Origin of the sequence: Castellaniella defragrans 65Phen, assembly GCF_000612685.1 — a bacterium.
GTDB classification, from domain to species: Bacteria; Pseudomonadota; Gammaproteobacteria; order Burkholderiales; family Burkholderiaceae_B; genus Castellaniella; species Castellaniella defragrans.
This window is the reverse complement of record NZ_HG916765.1, coordinates 2825428-2845649: the sequence shown is the minus strand read 5'-3', so window position 1 is coordinate 2845649 and position 20222 is coordinate 2825428. Positions and strand designations below refer to the sequence as shown.

Annotated in this window: 16 protein-coding genes; 12 read left to right on the top strand and 4 right to left on the bottom strand. The window is 67.6% G+C overall.

What is annotated here, in order from left to right; all coding sequences use genetic code 11:
- Positions 1–113: 113 nt before the first annotated feature.
- The 7 genes from BN940_RS12670 to gltA all read left to right on the top strand — a co-directional run bounded on the left by BN940_RS12670 (position 114) and on the right by gltA (position 5838).
- On the top strand, positions 114–884 hold the full coding sequence (locus BN940_RS12670; protein WP_043683633.1) for a GntR family transcriptional regulator: 771 nt from the start codon (positions 114–116) through the stop codon (positions 882–884).
- Between the two features lie 66 nt (positions 885–950).
- On the top strand, positions 951–1364 hold the full coding sequence (gene sdhC / locus BN940_RS12665) for a succinate dehydrogenase, cytochrome b556 subunit (protein ID WP_043687125.1): 414 nt from the start codon (positions 951–953) through the stop codon (positions 1362–1364).
- Complete coding sequence (gene sdhD / locus BN940_RS12660) at positions 1364–1744, top strand: succinate dehydrogenase, hydrophobic membrane anchor protein (protein ID WP_043683631.1); 381 nt, start codon at positions 1364–1366, stop codon at positions 1742–1744. The genes sdhC and sdhD overlap by 1 nt, the downstream gene beginning before the upstream one ends.
- A gap of 1 nt (position 1745) precedes the next feature.
- Positions 1746–3521, top strand: a complete 1776-nt coding sequence (gene sdhA, locus BN940_RS12655) for a succinate dehydrogenase flavoprotein subunit (RefSeq protein WP_043683628.1) — start codon at positions 1746–1748, stop codon at positions 3519–3521.
- A gap of 13 nt (positions 3522–3534) precedes the next feature.
- The gene (locus tag BN940_RS12650; RefSeq protein ID WP_043683625.1) at positions 3535–4251 is read left to right on the top strand and encodes a succinate dehydrogenase iron-sulfur subunit; all 717 of its coding nucleotides are present in this window, start codon (positions 3535–3537) and stop codon (positions 4249–4251) included.
- Positions 4252–4259: 8 nt separating this feature from the next.
- Positions 4260–4523 (top strand): FAD assembly factor SdhE, encoded by a 264-nt coding sequence (locus BN940_RS12645; protein WP_043683623.1) that lies wholly within the window; start codon positions 4260–4262, stop codon positions 4521–4523.
- Positions 4524–4542: 19 nt separating this feature from the next.
- Positions 4543–5838, top strand: coding sequence for a citrate synthase (gene gltA / locus BN940_RS12640; RefSeq protein ID WP_043683620.1), 1296 nt, complete (start codon positions 4543–4545; stop codon positions 5836–5838).
- Between the two features lie 168 nt (positions 5839–6006).
- Here the strand turns inward: gltA and BN940_RS12635 are convergent, their stop codons facing one another.
- On the bottom strand, positions 6007–8301 hold the full coding sequence (locus tag BN940_RS12635; protein ID WP_043683617.1) for an NADP-dependent malic enzyme: 2295 nt from the start codon (positions 8299–8301) through the stop codon (positions 6007–6009).
- Between the two features lie 324 nt (positions 8302–8625).
- Here BN940_RS12635 and BN940_RS12630 point away from each other — a divergent pair, with 324 nt between their 5' ends.
- The 5 genes from BN940_RS12630 to BN940_RS12610 all read left to right on the top strand — a co-directional run bounded on the left by BN940_RS12630 (position 8626) and on the right by BN940_RS12610 (position 16802).
- Entirely contained in the window at positions 8626–11505 is a 2880-nt protein-coding gene (locus tag BN940_RS12630; RefSeq protein ID WP_043683615.1) for a 2-oxoglutarate dehydrogenase E1 component, read from the top strand.
- Between the two features lie 40 nt (positions 11506–11545).
- On the top strand, positions 11546–12757 hold the full coding sequence (gene odhB, locus BN940_RS12625; protein WP_043683612.1) for a 2-oxoglutarate dehydrogenase complex dihydrolipoyllysine-residue succinyltransferase: 1212 nt from the start codon (positions 11546–11548) through the stop codon (positions 12755–12757).
- Between the two features lie 118 nt (positions 12758–12875).
- Positions 12876–14303 carry a dihydrolipoyl dehydrogenase gene (lpdA, locus tag BN940_RS12620; RefSeq protein WP_043683609.1) on the top strand — a complete coding sequence of 476 codons (1428 nt, stop codon included), beginning with the start codon at positions 12876–12878 and terminating at the stop codon, positions 14301–14303.
- A 10-nt stretch (positions 14304–14313) separates the two neighbouring features.
- Positions 14314–15405: a cell division protein ZapE gene (gene zapE / locus BN940_RS12615; protein ID WP_043683606.1), complete on the top strand. Its 1092-nt coding sequence runs from the start codon at positions 14314–14316 to the stop codon at positions 15403–15405.
- 53 nt (positions 15406–15458) lie between these two features.
- Positions 15459–16802 (top strand): tryptophan--tRNA ligase, encoded by a 1344-nt coding sequence (locus tag BN940_RS12610; protein ID WP_043683604.1) that lies wholly within the window; start codon positions 15459–15461, stop codon positions 16800–16802.
- Positions 16803–16933: 131 nt separating this feature from the next.
- Here BN940_RS12610 and BN940_RS12605 read toward each other — a convergent pair whose 3' ends face one another.
- The 3 genes from BN940_RS12605 to BN940_RS12595 all read right to left on the bottom strand — a co-directional run bounded on the left by BN940_RS12605 (position 16934) and on the right by BN940_RS12595 (position 20212).
- Positions 16934–17773: an ABC transporter permease gene (locus BN940_RS12605; protein ID WP_043683601.1), complete on the bottom strand. Its 840-nt coding sequence runs from the start codon at positions 17771–17773 to the stop codon at positions 16934–16936.
- A gap of 29 nt (positions 17774–17802) precedes the next feature.
- Positions 17803–19038: an ABC transporter permease gene (locus BN940_RS12600; RefSeq protein WP_043683598.1), complete on the bottom strand. Its 1236-nt coding sequence runs from the start codon at positions 19036–19038 to the stop codon at positions 17803–17805.
- A gap of 130 nt (positions 19039–19168) precedes the next feature.
- Positions 19169–20212, bottom strand: coding sequence for an ABC transporter substrate-binding protein (locus BN940_RS12595; RefSeq protein WP_043683595.1), 1044 nt, complete (start codon positions 20210–20212; stop codon positions 19169–19171).
- Positions 20213–20222 lie beyond the last annotated feature (10 nt).

Below are 20222 nucleotides of genomic sequence, written 5' to 3'. Positions count from 1 at the left end.
AAGGGTCTTATATCTTATATAAGACAGAAGAGTATTAGACATCCGGCCCCGGAAGTGCGAAAATGCGTTGTTTCATCCCGTAGCACGGCCGCCCCGCAGCACCCCTGACCGACATGTCCGATTCCCCCCCGATCGATCGCCCGCAGACGCCGAGCCGCGCGCCCCACAGCGCCGCGTTCAGTCCTCTGTACCAGCAGATCAAGGGTCTGATCCTGCAGGGCCTGGACCGGGGCGAATGGAAGCCGGGCGAATCCATCCCCAGCGAACTCGAACTGGCGGCCCGCTTCCAGGTCAGCCAGGGCACCGTGCGCAAGGCCATCGACGAACTGGCCGCCGAAAACCTGCTCATCCGCCGCCAGGGCAAGGGCACCTTCGTGGCCACGCACAACGAGGCCAAGGTGCGCTACCGCTTTCTGCGCCTGGCGCCCGACGACGGCCGCACCGGCGTGTCCAGCAGCCAGATCCTCGACTGCCGCCGCGCCAAGGCCTCGGCCGAGATCGCCGCCGCCCTGGACCTACGCGCCGGCGACGCGGTCGTGAACATGCGCCGCGTGCTGTCCTTCGACGACGTGCCCACCATCCTCGACGACATCTGGCTGCCGGGCAGCATCTTCAAGGGCCTGACCCTGGAATCGCTGCTGCGCTACCGCGGCCCCGTGTACGCCCTGTTTGAAACGGAATTCGGCGTCAGCATGGTGCGCGCCGAGGAAAAGCTCCGCGCCGTGGCCGCGACCGACGTCCAGGCCGAACTGCTGCGGATCCCGCCCGGCAGCCCGCTGCTGCAGGTCGAGCGCATCGCCTACACCTACGGCGACCGCCCCATGGAATTGCGCCGCGGCCATTACGTCACGGAGCGGTACCATTACCGGAACAGTTTGAATTGACCCGCGGATCGGCGAAAATGCCGGTTGAGTCCAGAATTCCTTCCATTTTCCAACTACGAGGCCATCATGTCTGAATCAGCCACAAAGCCGCGCCCGCAGTTCCGTAACCTGGGGTTGACCGACCTCATGAGTTACCGGCTGCCCCCGGCTGCCAAAGCGTCCATCATGCACCGGATCAGCGGCGCGCTGCTGTTCCTGGCGCTGCCGCTGGTGATCGTGCCGCTGTTCGCGCAAAGCGTGCAGTCGCCCGAGACCTTCGCCGCCATGAAGGAATGGGTGGCGAGCCCGGCCTGTAAGATCGTGCTGCTGGTGCTGATGTGGGGCTACTTCCACCATTTCTGCGCCGGGATCCGCTACCTGACGCTGGACCTGCACGTCGGCAATGCGCGCGAGCCCTCGCAGCGCTCCGGCGCCCTGGTGATCGGCGTGGCCCTGGCCCTGACCGTGATCTTCGGTCTGAAACTCTTTGGAGCATGGTAATGGCTCAAGAACGCATCGGTCGCAAGCGCCTGGTCGTGGGCGCGCACTATGGCACGCGCGATTTCATCGTCCAGCGCGCCACCGCCGTCATCATGGCGGTCTACACCCTGGTCCTGGTCCTGTACGCCGTCCTGGTCCCCAGCCTGGATTTCGAGTCCTGGCGCGCCTTCTTCGCCTTCACCGTCGGCACGCTGCCGGTCGGGCAGCTGCTCGCCACGCTGGCCTTCCTGTCGCTCGCCTGGCACGCCTGGGTCGGCGTGCGCGACATCTGGATGGATTACGCCCATTCCGACGGCCTGCGCCTGTTTCTGCAGGTCCTGACCATCCTCTGGCTGGTGGCCGCGGTGGTCTTCTTCGGTCAAATTCTCTGGAGTCTATAACGTGGCCGCTGTCAAAAAATCCCTTCCGCGCCGCCAGTTCGATGTGGTGGTCGTCGGTGCCGGCGGCGCCGGCCTGCGTTGTTCGCTGCAGCTGGCCCAGGCCGGCCTGTCCGTGGCCGTGCTCACCAAGGTCTTCCCCACGCGCTCGCACACCGTGGCCGCCCAGGGCGGCGTCAGCGCCTCGCTGGGCAACATGAGCGAAGACCACTGGCAATGGCACATGTACGACACCGTCAAGGGCTCCGACTGGCTCGGCGACCAGGACGCGATCGAATTCATGGTCCGCGAAGCGCCCAACGCCGTGTACGAGCTCGAACACTTCGGCATGCCCTTCGACCGCAACCCGGACGGCACCATCTATCAGCGCCCGTTCGGCGGCCACACCTCGCACTTCGGCGAAAAGCCCGTCCAGCGCGCCTGTGCCGCGGCCGACCGCACCGGCCACGCGATGCTGCACACGCTCTACCAGCGCAACGTCGCCGCCCGCACGCAGTTCTTCGTCGAATGGATGGCGCTCGACCTGCTGCGCAACAACGACGGCGACGTGCTGGGCGTGACCGCGATGGAAATGGAAACCGGCGAGATCTACGTCCTGGAAGCCAAGCACACCGTGTTGGCCACCGGCGGCGCCGGCCGGATCTGGGCCGCCACCACCAACGCCTTCATCAACACCGGCGACGGCCTGGGCATGGCCGCGCGCGCGGGCATCCCGCTGCAGGACATGGAGTTCTGGCAGTTCCACCCCACCGGCGTGGCCGGCGCGGGCGTGCTGATCACCGAGGGCGTGCGCGGCGAAGGCGGCTTCCTGCTGAACAAGGACGGCGAGCGCTTCATGGAACGCTACGCGCCCCAGCTCAAGGACCTGGCTCCGCGCGACTTCGTGTCGCGCTCGATGGACCAGGAAATCAAGGAAGGCCGCGGCTGCGGCGACGGCAGCTACGTGCTGCTCAAGCTCGACCACCTGGGCGCGGAAACCATCACCAAGCGCCTGCCCTCGATCCGCGAGATCGCCATCAAGTTCGCCAACATCGACCCGATCAAGGACCCGATCCCGGTCGTGCCGACGATCCACTACCAGATGGGCGGCATCCCGGCCAACTACCACGGCCAGGTCGTCACGCGCGTCAACGGCCAGGAAAAGATCGTCAACGGCCTGTACGCGATCGGCGAATGCGCGGCCACCTCGGTCCACGGCGCCAACCGCCTGGGCACCAATTCCCTGCTGGACCTGATCGTGTTCGGCCGCTCGGCGGGCAACTTCATCGTCTCCCAGCACCCGGAACGCGAGCACAGCCACAAGGTGCTGCCGGACACCGACATCGACGCTTCCCTGGACCGCGTCAACCGCCTGGAATCCCGCACCTCGGGCGAGAAGGCGCAGGACGTGGCCAACAAGATCCGCGTGGCCATGCAGGCCCATTGCGGCGTGTTCCGCAAGCTCGACCTGCTCAAGGAAGGCGCGGAAGTCATCGCCGGCCTGGTGCCGGAAGTGCAGGACATCTATTTCTCGGACAAGTCCAAGGTCTTCAACACCGCCCGCATCGAGGCCCTGGAAGTGGCCAACATGATCGAGGTCGCCCGCGCCACCACCAAGTCGGCGGCCAACCGGCTGGAATCGCGCGGCGCCCATGCGCTCGAGGAATACCCGGAACGCGACGACGTGAACTGGCTCAAGCACACCCTGTGGTTCGCCGAAGACGACCGCCTCGAATACACCCCGGTGCGCATGCAGCCCCTGACCATGGAAAGCATCCCGCCCAAGCCGCGCACCTTCTAATCTGGACATCGTCATGAGTGAAAAACGCATCGTGAAATTCGAGATCTACCGCTACGATCCGGACAAGGACGAGCGGCCGTACATGCAGAAGTTCGAGGTCGAGCTGCAGCCGACCGACAAGATGCTGCTGGACGCGATCCTGCGCATCAAGAACGAGCTCGACGACAGCCTGGCCCTGCGCCGGTCCTGCCGCGAGGGCGTGTGCGGGTCCGACGCCATGAACATCAACGGCAGGAACGGCCTGGCCTGCACGACCAACCTGCTGACGCTGAAGGAACCCATCGTCCTCAAGCCGCTGCCCGGCCTGCCCGTGGTGCGCGACCTGATCGTGGACATGACCTTCTTCTTCGACCAGTACCATTCGATCAAGCCCTACCTCATCAACGACACGCCGCCCCCCGAAAAGGAACGCCTGCAGTCGCCCGAGGAACGCGAGGAACTGAACGGCCTGTACGAGTGCATCCTGTGCGGCTGCTGCTCGACCGCCTGTCCGTCCTTCTGGTGGAATCCGGACAAGTTCGTCGGCCCGGCCGGCCTGCTGCAGGCCTACCGCTTCATCGCCGATTCGCGCGACGAGGCCACCGGCGAGCGCCTGGACAACCTGGAAGATCCCTATCGCCTGTTCCGCTGCCACACGATCATGAACTGCACGGACGTCTGCCCCAAGGGGCTGAACCCGTCGGCCGCGATCGGCAAGATCAAGGAAATGCTCGTGCGCCGCACGGTCTAGGAACGGTCATGTCTGGCGACCTGTCCGTCCTGGACCGCGCCCGCCTGCGCTGGCGGGCGCGCCGCGGCCTGCTCGAGAACGATCTCATCATCACGCGCTTCCTGGACGCCCACGAAGCGCGGCTGACCGAGACCGACGTCCGGGCACTGACGCGGCTTTTTGAAATGGGCGACAACGAATTGCTCGATGTGCTGCTGGGACGCGTGGACCTGTCCGGCTCCTACGACGACCCCGACATCCGCCGGCTCGTCGAGCAGATGAAAGCGATGTAATACTTAAAGGAAGATTCACATGCAGCTATCCGATAAAAAAGCCACGCTATCGTTCTCCGACGGCAGCCCCTCGGTCGAATTCCCCGTCTACCAGGGCACGGTCGGCCCGGATGTGATCGACATCCGCAAGCTGTACGGCCAGACCGGGATGTTCACCTACGACCCCGGCTTCATGGCGACGGCTTCCTGCGAATCCGCCATCACCTACATCGACGGCGACAAGGGCCAGCTGCTGTACCGCGGCTACCCGATCGACCAGCTGGCGACGAGCTGCGACTTCCTGTCGGTGGCCTACCTGATCATGAACGGCGAGCTGCCGACGGCCGACCAGAAGAAGGAATTCGACGACATCGTCACGCACCACACCCTGGTGCACGAGCAGATGCACACCTTCCTGCAGGGCTTCCGCCGCGACGCGCACCCCATGGCGGTGCTGACGGGCCTGGTGGGCGCGCTGTCGGCCTTCTACCACGACTCCACCGACATCACCAACCCGCACCACCGCGAGGTCTCCGCGATCCGCCTGATCGCCAAGATGCCGACCCTGGTCGCCATGGCGTACAAGCACTCGCTGGGCCAGCCCATCATCTACCCGAAGAACGACCTGTCCTACACGGGCAACTTCCTGCGCATGATGTTCGCCACGCCCTGCGACGACTACCAGGTCAACGACGTGGTCGAACGCGCGCTGGACCGCATCTTCATCCTGCACGCCGACCACGAGCAGAACGCCTCCACCTCCACCGTGCGCCTGTGCGGCTCCTCGGGCACCAACCCGTTCGCCGCCATCGCGGCCGGCGTGGCCTGCCTGTGGGGTCCGGCGCACGGCGGCGCCAACGAAGCCTGCCTGAACATGCTGGAAAGCATCCAGGCCCAGGGCGGCGTGGCCAAGGTCGGCGAGTTCATGGAAAAGGTCAAGGACAAGAACTCCGGCGTGCGCCTGATGGGCTTCGGCCACCGGGTCTACAAGAACTACGACCCGCGCGCCAAGCTGATGCAGGAAACCTGCCGCGAAGTCCTGGATTCCCTGGGCCTGCACAACGACCCGCTGTTCAAGCTGGCCATGGAACTGGAACGCATCGCCCTGGAAGACCCGTACTTCGTGGAACGCAAGCTCTACCCGAACGTGGACTTCTATTCGGGCATCGTGCAGCGCGCCATCGGCATCCCCACCTCGCTGTTCACGGCGATCTTCGCCCTGGCCCGCACGGTGGGCTGGATCGCCCAGTGGAACGAGATGCTGTCCGATCCCAACTACAAGATCGGCCGTCCGCGCCAGCTGTACACCGGCGCCGCGGTGCGCGACGTGAAGTAATCCTTCCGTTTCCCTTCCGTTTCGCCGCAGCAATGAAAACGGGCCGCAAGGCCCGTTTTTCCTGTCCGGCCCCGCCGCGCGGGCGGCCCGGCGGGGATCTTCCGAACTTCCGGACGGACGACTTCCCGGCCCGGAAGACTTCCCGGCCCGGACGGCCGGGGCCTTCGATCAGACCGTCTCGCCCGCCTCCTGCTGGGCGTCCACCACGGCCAGGGCCGTCATGTTGACGATCCGGCGCACCGTGGAGCTGGTGGTCAGGATGTGCACCGGGCGCGCGGCGCCCAGCAGCACCGGGCCCATGGCCACGCCGTGGCTGCCGGTCATCTTCAGCATGTTGTAGGTGATGTTGCCGGCATCCAGATTGGGCGTGATCAGCAGGTTGGCCGGCCCCTTCAGGGTGGTGTCGGGATAGGCCTTGACGCGGATGGTCTCGGACAGGGCCGAGTCCGCGTGCATCTCGCCGTCGACTTCCAGCTCGGGCGCGCGCTGCGCGATCAGGCGCCGGGCCTCGGCCATCTTGCGCGACGAGGCCGTGGGGCGGCTGCCGAAGTTGGAGTGCGAGAGCAGGGCGATCTTGGGCACGATGCCGAAGCGGCGGACTTCCTCGGCGGCCAGGATGGTCATGTCGGCGATCTGCTCGGCGGTGGGGTCCTCGTTGACGTGCGTGTCGCAGATGAACAGGGTCTGGGTCGGCAGCATCAGCACGTTCATGGCCGCGTAGGTGCGGGCCGTGGGCTTGAGGCCGATGATTTCCTCGACGTATTTCAGCTGGTTGTCGAAGCGGCTGGCCACCCCGCAGAGCATGGCGTCGGCGTCGCCGCGCTGCAGCAGCATCACCCCGATCAGCGAGTTGTGCTTGCGCACCATGGCCTTGGCGATGTCGGGCGTGACGCCGTCGCGCCCGCGCAGCTTGTAGTAGGCGCTCCAGGTCTCGTTGAAGCGCGAGTCGTCCTCGGGGTTGACGATCTCGACGTTCTCGCCGGGCACCAGGCGCAGGCCGAACTTCTGGATGCGCATGTCGATCACGGCCGGGCGGCCGATCAGGATCGGGAAGGCGATCTTCTCGTCCAGCGCCGTCTGGGCGGCGCGCAGCACGCGCTCGTCCTCGCCGTCGGCGTAGATCACGCGCTTGGGCGCGGACTTGGCCTGGCGGAACAGCGGGCGCATCAGCTGGCCGGAGTGGTAGACGATGCTCATCAGGGACTGGCGGTAGGCGTCCATGTCCTCGATGGGGCGGCGCGCCACGCCGGAGGCCGCCGCCGCCTCGGCGATGGCCGGCGCGATCTGCACGATCAGGCGCGGGTCGAAGGGCTTGGGAATGATGTATTCCGGGCCGAAGGACAGGTCCTGGTCGGCGTAGGCGCCGGCGACCTCGGCGCTGCTCTCGGCCTGGGCCAGATCGGCGATGGCCTTGACGCAGGCGAGCTTCATCTCCTCGTTGATGACGGTGGCGCCGCAGTCCATCGCGCCGCGGAAGATGAAGGGGAAGCACAGCACGTTGTTGACCTGGTTCGGGTAGTCCGAACGGCCGGTGGCGATGATGCAGTCGGGACGGGCGGCCTTGGCGTCCTCGGGGCGGATCTCGGGATCGGGGTTGGCCAGGGCCAGGATCAGCGGGCGGTCGGCCATGGTGCGCACCATGTCCTGGGTCAGCACGCCGGGGGCCGAGCAGCCGAGGAACACGTCAGCGCCCTTGCAGACGTCGGCCAGGGTGCGGGCGTCGGTCTTCTGGGCGTAGCGGGCCTTGTTGGGCTCCATCTGCTCGTCGCGGCCTTCCCAGATCACGCCGCGCGAATCGACCACGTAGACGTTTTCCCGCGAGACGCCGAGCTTGACCATCAGGTCCAGGCAGGCGATGGCGGCCGCGCCCGCGCCCGAGCACACCAGCTTGATGCGGCCGATGTCCTTGCCCACGACCTTCAGTCCGTTCAGGACGGCGGCCGAGGAGATGATGGCGGTGCCGTGCTGGTCGTCGTGGAAGACGGGGATCTTCATGCGCTCGCGCAGCTTCTTTTCGATGTAGAAGCATTCCGGCGCCTTGATGTCCTCGAGGTTGACCCCGCCCAGGGTGGGCTCCAGCGCGGCGATGATGTCCACCAGCTTGTCCGGGTCGCGCTCGTTCAGCTCGATGTCGAAGACGTCGATGCCGGCGAATTTCTTGAACAGGCAGCCCTTGCCCTCCATCACGGGCTTGGCCGCCAGCGGGCCGATGTTGCCCAGGCCGAGCACGGCGGTGCCGTTGGTGACCACGCCCACCAGGTTGGCGCGCGAGGTGTATTTCGCCGCGGCCGCCTCGCCCTCGGCGTGGATGGCCATGCTGGCCGCCGCCACGCCGGGGGAATAGGCCAGGCTCAGGTCGTCCTGGTTGGCCAGCGGCTTGGTCGGGACCACGGAGATCTTCCCGGGCGTGGGGTAGGCGTGGTAGTCGAGCGCCATCTTGGCGCGGTCGTTCTTCAGGTCCATGGGTGCCTGTGCTCCTGCGAGGTTTTTATATCGTTCGTGTCGGTGAGGGAATGATTCGCCCGCATCGGATTTTCGCCGCCGGGCCGCCGGAGTGTTTGTTAATCCCAACGCCAGCCGGGCGAAAAGCGGCCTGGAACGGGCGTTTTCGGCCGACCAGTTTAAACCCGTGTCGTGGGGCGGGTATACTCTGGCCTTAATACGGCTTATGCAAGGCGTCGTACCACTGCCTTCTGCCCCTGCTATCCGCCCATCGGTCTGGCCGAGTCGCGGAAGGTTTTTCAATCTGCATCGTTCGGGTGAAGCACCCGTCAGGTGAAGCGCACAATGTCCACGGAACAAGAACTCCAGTCCAATTCCTATTTGTTCGGCGCCAATGCGCCCTACGTAGAAGACCTCTACGAAGCCTATCTAGACAACCCGGGTTCCGTTCCGGACCAGTGGCGTTCCTACTTCGATCAGCTGCAGCACCAGCCCGCCGTCGATGGCCGCGAAGCCACCCGCGACCAGGCCCACGCCCCGATCGTCGCCTCCTTCGCCCAGCGCGCCCGCGAGAACGCCTTCCAGATCCGCCCCGCGCAGGCCTCCGACCAGTCCCTGGCCATCGCCAGCAAGCAGGTCTACGTCCAGTCGATCATCGCCGCCTACCGCTCGCTGGGCTCGCGCATCGCCCAGCTCGACCCCCTGAAGCGCCGCGACCGTCCGGAAATCCCGGAACTGGATCCCGCCTTCTACGGCCTGTCCGAGGCCGACCTCGACCAGATCTATTCGGCCACGAACACGTATTTCACCAAGGCCGACACGATGACCATGCGGGACATCCTCAAGGCCCTGCGTGACACGTACTGCCGCAACGTCGGCGCCGAATTCATGCACATCTCCGATCCGGCGGTCAAGCGCTGGATCCAGGAGCGCCTGGAATCCACGCTGGGCGTGCCCGAGCTCTCCGTCGACGAAAAGCGCAACATCCTGCGCCAGGTGACCGAGGCCGAAGGCCTGGAACGCTTCCTGCACACCAAGTACGTCGGCCAGAAGCGCTTCTCCCTGGAAGGCGGCGAGAGCTTCATCGCCTCGATGGACGAGGTCGTGAACCACGCCGGCGAGAACGGCGTCCAGGAAATCGTCGTGGGCATGGCCCACCGCGGCCGCCTGAACATGCTGGTCAACATCATGGGCAAGATGCCCGGCGACCTGTTCGCCGAATTCGAGGGCAAGCACGCCCAGTCCCTGAGCGACGGCGACGTCAAGTACCACAACGGCTTCTCCAGCGACCTGTCCACGCGCGGCGGCCCGGTCCACCTGTCGCTGGCCTTCAACCCCTCGCACCTGGAAATCGTCAACCCGGTGGTCGAAGGCAGCGTGCGCGCCCGCCAGGATCGCCGCGGCGACGCGGCCGGCGACCAGGTCCTGCCGGTGCTGGTGCACGGCGACGCGGCCTTCGCCGGCCAGGGCGTGGTGATGGAAACCCTGAACCTGGCCCAGACGCGCGGCTACGGCACGGGTGGCACGCTGCACATCGTCATCAACAACCAGATCGGCTTCACGACCTCGGACCCGCGCGACACGCGCTCCACGCTGTACTGCACGGACGTGGTCAAGATGATCGAGGCCCCCGTCTTCCACGTCAACGGCGACGATCCCGAGGCCGTGGTCTTCGTCACCCGCCTGGCCCTGGACTACCGCCAGCAGTTCAAGCACGACGTGGTCGTGGACATCGTCTGCTTCCGCAAGCTGGGCCACAACGAGCAGGACACGCCGTCCCTGACCCAGCCGCTGATGTACAAGAGCATCGGCACGCACCCCGGCACGCGCAAGCTCTACGCCGACCGCCTGGTGGCGCAGGGCGTGCTGGCCGAGGACGAGCCCGACCAGATGGTCAAGGACTACCGCCAGCTCATGGAAGACGGCCAGCGCACGGTCGAGCCGGTGCTGACCGACTACAAGAACAAGTATTCCACCGACTGGTCGCCGTTCCTGGGCGCCAAATGGACGGACCACGCCGACACCGGCGTGCCCCTGGCCGAACTGACCCGCATCGGCGAACGGCTCACCCAGGTGCCGGACGGCTTCACCGTGCATCCGCTGGTCAAGAAGCTGCTGGCCGACCGCCTGGCCATGGCGCGCGGCGAGCATCCCGTGGACTGGGGCATGGGCGAGCACCTGGCCTTCGCCACCCTGGTGGCCAACGGCTACGCCATCCGCATCACCGGCCAGGATTCCGGCCGCGGCACCTTCACCCACCGCCACGCCGTGCTGCACGACCAGAAGCGCGAGCGCTGGGACGACGGCACCTACGTGCCGCTGCAGAACGTCTCCGAGAACCAGGCGCCGTTCACGGTGATCGACTCCGTGCTGTCCGAAGCCGCGGTGCTGGGCTTTGAATACGGCTACGCCACCGCCGAGCCCAACGTGCTGACCATCTGGGAAGCCCAGTTCGGCGACTTCGCCAACGGCGCCCAGGTCGTGATCGACCAGTTCATCACCTCCGGCGAGGCCAAGTGGGGCCGCCAGTGCGGCCTGGTGCTGATGCTGCCGCACGGCTACGAAGGCCAGGGTCCCGAGCACTCCTCGGCGCGCATCGAGCGCTTCCTGCAGCTGTGCGCGGACAACAACATCCAGGCCGTGCAGCCGACCACCGGCGCGCAGATCTTCCACGTGCTGCGCCGCCAGATGATCCGGCCCTTCCGCAAGCCGCTGGTCCTCTTCACGCCCAAGTCGCTGCTGCGCAACAAGAACGCCACCTCGCCCCTGGAGGACCTGGCCACCGGCACCTTCCAGCCCGTGATCGGCGAGACCGACGCGGAGATCGTGCCGGCCGACGTGAAGCGCGTGCAGGTGTGCTCCGGCAAGGTCTACTACGACCTGGTCCACGCGCGGGCCGAACAGGGCCGCAAGGACGTGGCCATCCTGCGCATCGAGCAGCTCTATCCCTTCGCCCACAAGTCCTTCCAGGCCGAACTGCAGAAATATCCCAACGCCAAGGAGCTGGTCTGGGTCCAGGACGAGCCGCAGAACCAGGGGCCGTGGTTCTACGTGCAGCACCACCTGTACGAGAACATGAGCGACGGCCAGAAGCTCGGCTACGCAGGCCGCCCGGCCTCGGCCTCGCCCGCCGTGGGCTACCTGGCCAAGCACCAGGAGCAGCAGCGCGCCCTGATCGAGCAGGCCTTTTCGCCCAAGCTCAAGAGCTTCTCGCTGATCAAGTAATCCGACCTCCTTCAAATACAGACAAAACGGAAGAATCATCATGGCCATTACCGAAGTCCTCGTCCCGCAGCTTTCCGAATCGGTGTCGGAAGCCACCCTGCTCAACTGGAAGAAGCAGCCCGGCGAAGCCGTGCAGGCCGACGAGATCCTGATCGAGGTCGAAACCGACAAGGTCGTGCTGGAAGTCCCGGCGCCGGCCTCGGGCGTGCTCTCCGAGATCGTCAAGGGCGATGGCAGCACCGTCACTTCGGGCGAAGTCCTGGCCCGCATCGACACCGACGCCAAGGCGGCGGCCGCTCCGGCCGCCGCGGCGCCCGCGCCCGCCCCGGCCGCGCCCGCCGAGGCCGCCAAGCCGGCGGCCAAGTCCGCCGTGGCCTCGCCCGCCGCCGGCAAGATCCTGTCCGAAAAAGGCATCGATCCCGCCACCGTCGAGGGCACGGGCCGCGCCGGCCGCGTGACCAAGGCCGACGCGCTGAACGCCGCGCCCCAGGCGCCGCAGGCCCCGTCGGCGCCCGCCACGCCGGCCGCCCCGGTGCCGGTCGGCCTGGACGGCCGTCCCGAGCAGCGCGTGCCCATGAGCCGCCTGCGCGCCCGCGTGGCCGAGCGCCTGATCCAGTCGCAATCCGAGAACGCCATCCTGACGACCTTCAACGAGGTCAACATGCAGGCCATCATGGACCTGCGCAAGAAGTACAAGGACTCCTTTGAAAAGGAACACGGCGTCAAGCTCGGCTTCACCTCCTTCTTCGTCAAGGCGGCCGTCGCGGCGCTCAAGCGCTACCCGGTCGTCAACGCCTCGGTGGACGGCAAGGACATCATCTACCACGGCTACTTCGACATCGGCGTGGCGGTCGGCAGCCCGCGCGGCCTGGTGGTGCCCATCCTGCGCAACGCCGACCAGCTCTCGCTGGCCGACATCGAAAAGCAGATCGCCGACTTCGGCCGGCGCGCGCAGGACGGCAAGCTCACGCTCGACGAACTGACCGGCGGCACCTTCTCCATTTCCAATGGCGGCGTGTTCGGCTCGATGCTGTCCACCCCGATCATCAATCCGCCGCAGTCCGCCATCCTGGGCATCCACGCCACCAAGGACCGCCCGGTGGTGGAAAACGGCCAGATCGTGATCCGTCCGATGAACTACCTGGCCCTGTCCTACGACCACCGCATCATCGACGGCCGCGAGGCCGTGCTGGCCCTGGTGGCCATGAAGGACGCGCTGGAAGATCCGCAGCGCCTGCTGCTGGGCGTCTGATTCCGGACAGTGCTTCGCTTCGCGCGCCCGTCCGGGGCGCGCCCGGCGGGCATGCGCCTGAGCCGTGCCCGCCGGATCCCCCGATGCAGGGGATCCCCAACCCATTCGAGAATTCATCATGGCAAAACAATTCGATGTGATCGTGATCGGCGCCGGCCCCGGCGGCTATATCGCCGCCATCCGCGCCGCCCAGCTGGGCCTGGCCGTGGCCTGCGTGGACGCCTGGACCAGCCCGGCCGGCAAGCCCGCGCCCGGCGGCACCTGCACCAACGTCGGCTGCATCCCGTCCAAGGCCCTGCTGCAGTCGTCCGAGCACTACGAGCAGCTCAACCACCACTTCGCCGAGCACGGCATCACGGCCAAGGGCGTCAGCCTGGACCTGGCCAAGCTGATCGGCCGCAAGGACACGGTGGTCAGGCAGAACAACGAAGGCATCCTGTTCCTCTTCAAGAAGAACAAGGTGTCCTTCTTCCACGGCACCGGCTCGCTGGCCGCCAAGACCGACTTCGGCTGGTCGGTGAAGGTCTCCGGCAAGACCGACGAAGACCTCGAAGGCCGCCACGTGATCGTCGCCACCGGCTCCAGCGCGCGCGCGCTGCCGGGCGTGCCCTTCGACGAGGAACTGATCCTGTCGAACGACGGCGCGCTGCGGATCCCCGCCGTGCCCAAGAAGCTCGGCATCGTCGGCGCGGGCGTCATCGGCCTGGAAATGGGCAGCGTCTGGCGCCGCCTGGGCGCCGAGGTCACCATCCTGGAAGCCCTGCCCGAGTTCCTCGGCGCGGTGGACCGCGACGTCGCCAAGGAAGCCCAGAAGGCGCTGACCAAGCAGGGCCTGGACATCCAGACCGGCGTGCGCATCGGCGAGGTCAAGACCTCCGCCAAGGGCGTCAGCGTGCAGTACACGGACGCGGCCGGCGCCGAGCAGAAGCTGTCGGTCAACCACCTGATCGTGTCCATCGGCCGCGTGCCCAACACCGCCGGCCTGGGCGCCGACGTGGTGGGCCTGAAACTCGACGAGCGCGGCTTCGTGGTCGTGGACGAGGACTGCCGCAGCAACCTGGCCAACGTCTGGGCGGTGGGCGACGTGGTGCGCGGCCCGATGCTGGCGCACAAGGCCGAGGAAGAGGGCGTGGCGGTGGCCGAGCGCATCGCCGGCCAGCACGGGCACGTCAATTTCGACACCATTCCCTGGGTCATCTACACCTCGCCCGAGGTCGCCTGGGTCGGCAAGACCGAGCAGGCGCTGAAGGCCGAGGGCCGCGACTACAAGGCGGGCAGCTTCCCCTTCATGGCCAACGGCCGCGCCCGCGCGCTGGGCGACACCACCGGCTTCGTCAAGATCCTGGCCGACGCCAAGACCGACGAGGTCCTGGGGGTGCACATCGTCGGGCCGATGGCCTCCGAACTCATCGCCGAAGCCGTGACCATCATGGAATTCCGCGGCGCCGCCGAGGACATCGCGCGCATCTGCCATGCGCACCCGACCCTGTCCGAAGCCGTCAAGGAAGCCGCCCTGGCCGTCGACAAGCGCACGCTGAACCTGTAAGCCGCTGACGATGGATGTCAGCGCGTATTACGCGCAGGCCCTGCGCGAGCGGGGCTTCGTCGCCGACGAGGCCCAGCGCGCGGCGGTCGCGCGCCTGCAGCGGTACTATGACGACTGGATCGAGTTCAAGCGCCAGCGCTCCAACGGCCTGAAAAAGCTGTTCCTGCGCCCGGCCGTGCCCCGCGGGGTCTACCTGTGGGGCGGCGTCGGGCGCGGCAAGAGCTTCCTGATGGACGCGTTCTACCTGACCGTGCCCGTCAAGCGCAAGGTGCGCCTGCATTTCCACGAGTTCATGCGCGGGGTGCACCGCGAGATCCGCGCCGTCAGCGGCGAGGCCGATCCGCTGGACCACGTGGCGCGCAAGATCGCCGCGCGCTACCGCCTGATCTGCTTCGACGAGTTCCACGTGTCGGACGTGGCCGACGCCATGATCCTGTACCGGCTGCTGCTGCGCCTGTTCGAGCATGGCACCTCCTTCGTCATGACCTCGAACTACGAGCCCTCCACGCTCTACCCGGACGGCCTGCACCGCGACCGCATCCTGCCGGCCATCGCCCTGATCCAGGAAAAGATGGACGTGCTGAACGTGGACGCGGGCGTGGACTACCGGCGCCGCACCCTGGCGCAGCTGCGCACCTACATCACGCCCATCGTGGCCGCGACGCACGACGAACTGCGCTCGGCCTTCGAGCGCCTGGCCGACACCGCCGGGCAGAAGCCCGTCCTGACCATCGAGAACCGCGAGATCCGCGCGGTGGCGCTGGCCGGCACCGTGGTCTGGTTCGACTTCATGGCGCTGTGCGGCACGCCGCGCTCGCAGAACGACTACCTGGAGCTGGCCGACCGCTTCCAGACCGTGATCGTGTCCGACGTGCCGCGCATGAGCCCGCGCCAGGCCTCCGAGGCGCGCCGCTTCACCTGGCTGGTGGACGTGCTTTACGACCACAAGGTCAAGCTGATCCTGTCGGCCCAGTGCCCGGCCGATGAGCTATATACTCAAGGCCCGATGGCGAACGAGTTTTCCCGCACCGTGTCGCGCCTGATGGAGATGCAGTCGCGCGAATACCTGGCCGAGACGCGCCGGGCCTCGGTCGTCCTGTAGGGGCGCGGCGCGCCCCGCCGTCGGCAATGTCTGGCAATTCCCCTGGAAACCCCATGAGCACACCCGTCACCCGCGTCCTGACCGGCATCACCCCCTCGGGCACCCCCCACCTGGGCAATTACGCCGGCGCCATCCGCCCCGCGATCCAGGCGAGCGCCCAGCCGGGCGTGGACGCCTTCTTCTTCCTGGCCGACTATCACGCGCTGATCAAGTGCGACGACCCGGCGCGCATCGCGCGCTCGCGGCTGGAGATCGCCGCGACCTGGATCGCCGCGGGCCTGGACACCGAGCGCACGACCTTCTACCGCCAGTCGGACGTCCCGGAAATCCCGGAACTGTGCTGGATGCTGAACTGCGTCACGGCCAAGGGCCTGATGAACCGTGCGCACGCCTACAAGGCCTCGGTGGACGCCAACGTCGCCAAGGGCGTCGAGCCTGACGACGGCGTCACCATGGGGCTGTTTTCCTATCCGGTGCTGATGGCCGCCGACATCCTGATGTTCAACGCCCACCGCGTGCCGGTGGGGCGCGACCAGATCCAGCACCTGGAGATGGCGCGCGACATCGCCCAGCGCTTCAACCACCTGTACGGCGGCGGCGAGGACCTGTTCGTGCTGCCGGAAGTCCAGATCGACGAGGCCGTCGCTACGCTGCCGGGCCTGGACGGGCGCAAGATGTCCAAGAGCTACGACAACACCATCCCCCTGTTCGAGGGCGGCGCCAAGGCGCTGAAAGCGGCCGTGGCGCGGATCGTCACCGATTCGCGCCTGCCCGGCGAGCCCAAGGACGCCGAGGGCTCGCACCTGTACACGCTGTACCAGGCCTTCGCCACGCCGGCGCAGGCGGCGGACTTCCGCGCCGCCCTGGAAGGCGGGCTGGGCTGGGGCGAGGCCAAGCAGGCGCTGTGCGAGCGGATCGAGGCCCAGATCGGGCCGATGCGCGCGCGCTACGCGGAGCTGATGGCCCATCCGCAGCGGATCGAGGACATCCTGCAGGCCGGCGCGGCCAAGGCGCGGCGCATCGCCACCCCCATGATGGCCCGCCTGCGCGAGGCCGTGGGCCTGCGCATGGTCGCCGGCGCGGCCGCGCCGCACGCGGCGTCCGGGGCCGCCGGCGCGGCGCGCGCGGGACGCGCGCGGATCGTGTCGTTCCGGGACGAGGACGGCCGGTTCCGCCAGCGCCTGTTCGGCGCCGACGGCGCCGAGCTGCTGCTGTCCGAGCCCTTCGGCGACCCCAAGGTGCTGAACAGCCTGGGCCGCTCCTTCGCCGAGCGCGACCTGTCGGGCCTGGCGCCCGGGGCCGACGGCCACGTCGAGCTGGAGGCCGACGGCCTGCGCTGGGCGCGCGTGCCGGCCGACCGCCTGGCGGCGGTCCTGGAGGCCCTGGCGCAGGTCTGACAGCCCGGGTCCGACAGCCCGGGTCTGACAGGGCGCGCGGTCCGCCGCGCGCCGCCGGCGCGGCGCGTGTGGCGGCCGGGCCGTCCGGCCGTTCGCCGCCCGGTCCTCCAGCCATTCAGCCGCCCCGTTCTTCAGCCGTTCAGCCGCACGGTCTTGGCCTCGACGCGGCCGCGCAGCCATTCGAGGGCCAGCAGCAGGGCGGTGGAGAACAGGATCAGGATGGTGGCCACGGCGGCGATGACGGGGCTGATGTTCTCGCGGATGCCGGTGAACATCTGGCGCGGCAGGGTGGTCTGCTCGGGGCCGGCCAGGAACAGGGTGATGACGATCTCGTCGAAGGCGGTGGCGAAGGCGAACAGGGCGCCTGCGATCACGCCCGGGGCGATGATGGGCAGGGTCACGCGCAAGAAGGTCTGGACGGGGCCGGCGCCCAGGCTGTAGCTGGCGCGCAGCAGGTTGGGGTCGAAGCCCTGCAGCGTGGCCGAGACGGTGGTGACCACGAAGGGCGCGCCGATGGCGGCCAGCGCCAGGATCAGGCCGCTGTAGCTGTTGACCAGGCCGTAGGGGGCGAAGAACAGGTAGATGCCCAGGCCGGTGACCACCAGCGGCACGATCATGGGCGAGATGAGCACGGCCATGAGCAGCCCCTTGCCGCGGAACTGCGCCCGGTGCAGGCCGGCGGCGGCCAGCGTGCCCAGGACGGTGGCCAGCAGGGTGGCGGCGGGGGCGACGATGAAGCTGTTGGCCGTGGCGCGGGCCCACTCGTCGGAGTGGAACAGGGTCTGGTACCAGCGCAGCGAGAACGACTCGATGGGGTAGAGCAGCAGCGAGCTCTGGTTGAACGACAGCGGCACGATCACCAGGATAGGCAGCAGCAGGAACAGCAGGATCAGCGCGCACAGGATGCGCAGGGCGTAATGCCAGGCACGCTCGGTGGCGGACAGGTAGGGCGGGAAATCGGTCTTGAACATGGTCGTGTCCTTTGCGGGGCCTGCCTGGGTCAGTTCAGGGCCAGTTCCTTGCCGGAGATGCGGCGGTACAGGGTGTAGAGCAGCAGGGTGGCGGCCAGCAGGATCAGGCCCAGGGCGCTGGCCATGCCCCAGTTGATGGTCTGGTTGGTGAAGTAGGCGACGTAGTAGCTGATCATCTGGTCGCCGGCGCCGCCCAGCAGGGCGGGGGTGATGTAGTAGCCGATGGCGATGATGAACACCAGCAGCGAGCCGGCGGCCACGCCGGGGTAGGTCTGGGGCACGTAGACGCGCCAGAAGGCGGCGAAGGGGTGGCTGCCCAGGGAGACGGCGGCGCGCTGGTAGGTGGGCGGCACGGACTGCATGACGCTGTACAGGGGCAGGACCATGAAGGGCAGCAGGATGTGGACCATGGCGATGTAGACGCCCAGGCGGTTGAACAGCAGCGGCAGGGGCTCGGCGATCAGGCCCAGGCTGCCCAGGGCGCCGTTGATCAGGCCTTCGCGCTGCAGCAGCACGACCCAGGCGGCGATGCGCACCAGCACCGAGGTCCAGAAGGGGATGAGGATGCAGATGAGCACCAGGTTGGCCTGGCGCTTGGGCAGGCGGGTGATCCAGTAGGCCAGGGGATAGCCCAGGGCGAGGGTGACGAGGGTGACCACCAGGCTGATGACGAAGGTGCGCGAGAAGATTTCCTGGAAGGCGGAGGTGTCGGGGGGCGCGGCCACGATGCGGCCGTCGGCGTCGAGCTTGAGGTCCAGGGAGGCGAGCAGGTAGTAGGGCGTCCAGGCGCGGTCGTTGCTGGCGATGACGGCCCAGTAGGCGGGATCGGCCCAGCGCTTGTCCAGGGTGGTGAGTTGCGCGCGGGCGTCGGCCGCGTCGGCCGCGTCGAGCGGCATGCGCCGCAGGGTCTTGAAGATCAGCGAGCGGTAGCCGGAGATCTCGTAGTTCAGGCGGCGGGCGAGTTCGCCGGCGGCGGGGGAGTTCTTGGCGTGGGCCAGGTCCTGGGCGAGGGCGGCGAAGGCGGCGTCCGGCGGCTGGGAGCGCCCGTCCCAGCGGGTCAGCGCCTGCAGGGTGTGGGGCAGGGTGTCGATGACTTCGGGGTTGTCGGCGGCGCGGGTGAGCAGGGCGGCGATGGGGATGACGAAGATCGCCAGCAGGAACAGGGCCAGCGGCCCGACCAGCAGCAGGGCGCGCCAGGTGCGGCGCCGCTGCGCGGCTTGCATGGCGCGCCGGATGGCGCCGGGATCGTCGAGGGTCGTGTCCATGGCGGAATTCCTGTAGAGTCCGTCCGCACCGGTCGCGGAGACGGCGTGGATTCGCGCGAATTCGTGTGGATCCGTGCGAACGGGCCCGGGTGGTCGGAAGGGGCCGGCGCGCGGCCGGCCCCGCGTCGGATCAGCGTGCGGCCCAGGCGGTGAAGCGCTGCTCGAGCTCTTCGCCGTGGTCGGTCCAGAACTCCAGGTCGTTGAACAGGGCGTTGCGCGCATTGGCCGGGGAATTGGGCACGTTGGCCAGGATCTCCGGCTTGAGCATGCCGATGGCTTCCTTGCTGATCGGGCCGTAGGCGATGTGCTGGGAATAGGCCGCCTGCGCCTTGGGCGAGCTGGCGTAGCGGATGAACTCGATCGCCTGGTCCTTGTTGGGCGAGCCGGCCGGGATCACCCAGTAGTCGAAGTCGTAGACGCTCTGGTTCCAGACGACCTTGAGCGGCCGGCCTTCGCGCTGCGCCGCGTCGATGCGGCCGTTGTAGGCGGCGGACATGACGACGTCGCCGGCGCTCAGCATCTGCGGCGGCTGGGCGCCCGCCTCCCACCACTGCACGTAGGGCTTGATCTCGTCGAGCTTCTTGAAGGCGCGGTCCACGCCTTCGGGCGTGGCCAGGACCTTGTAGACGTCCTGCGGCGGCACGCCGTCGGCCATCAGGGCGAATTCGACGTTGTAGTGCGCGCCCTTGCGCAGGCCGCGCTTGCCGGGGAATTTCTTCACGTCCCAGAAGTCGGCCCAGCCGGTGGGCGGGGTCTTGAGCGTCTCGGCGTTGTAGGCCAGGACGGTGGACCACACGAAGGTGCCCACGCCGCAGTATTTCAGCGCGCCGCGCACCAGGTCGCCCTTGTTCAGGATGGTGCCCCAGTCGATGTTCTCGTACAGGCCCTCGTCGCAGCCCCGGCCCAGGTCGCCGGTCTCGACCTCGACGGCGTCCCAGACGACGTTCTTGGCCTGGACCATGGCCTTGACCTTGGCCTGCTCGCCGTTGTAGGCCACGGGAATGACCTTCTTGCCGGTCTCCTTCTCGAAGGGCTGGATGAAGGCCGCGTTCTGCGCATCGCCGTTGGCGCCGCCGAAGTTCACGACCGTCAGGTCGCGCGCCTGGGCGGGCGCCTGGGCCAGCGCCAGAGGGAGCGCGAGCGCCAGGGCCGTCAGCATGGGTTGGGTTTTCATGGCATGTCTC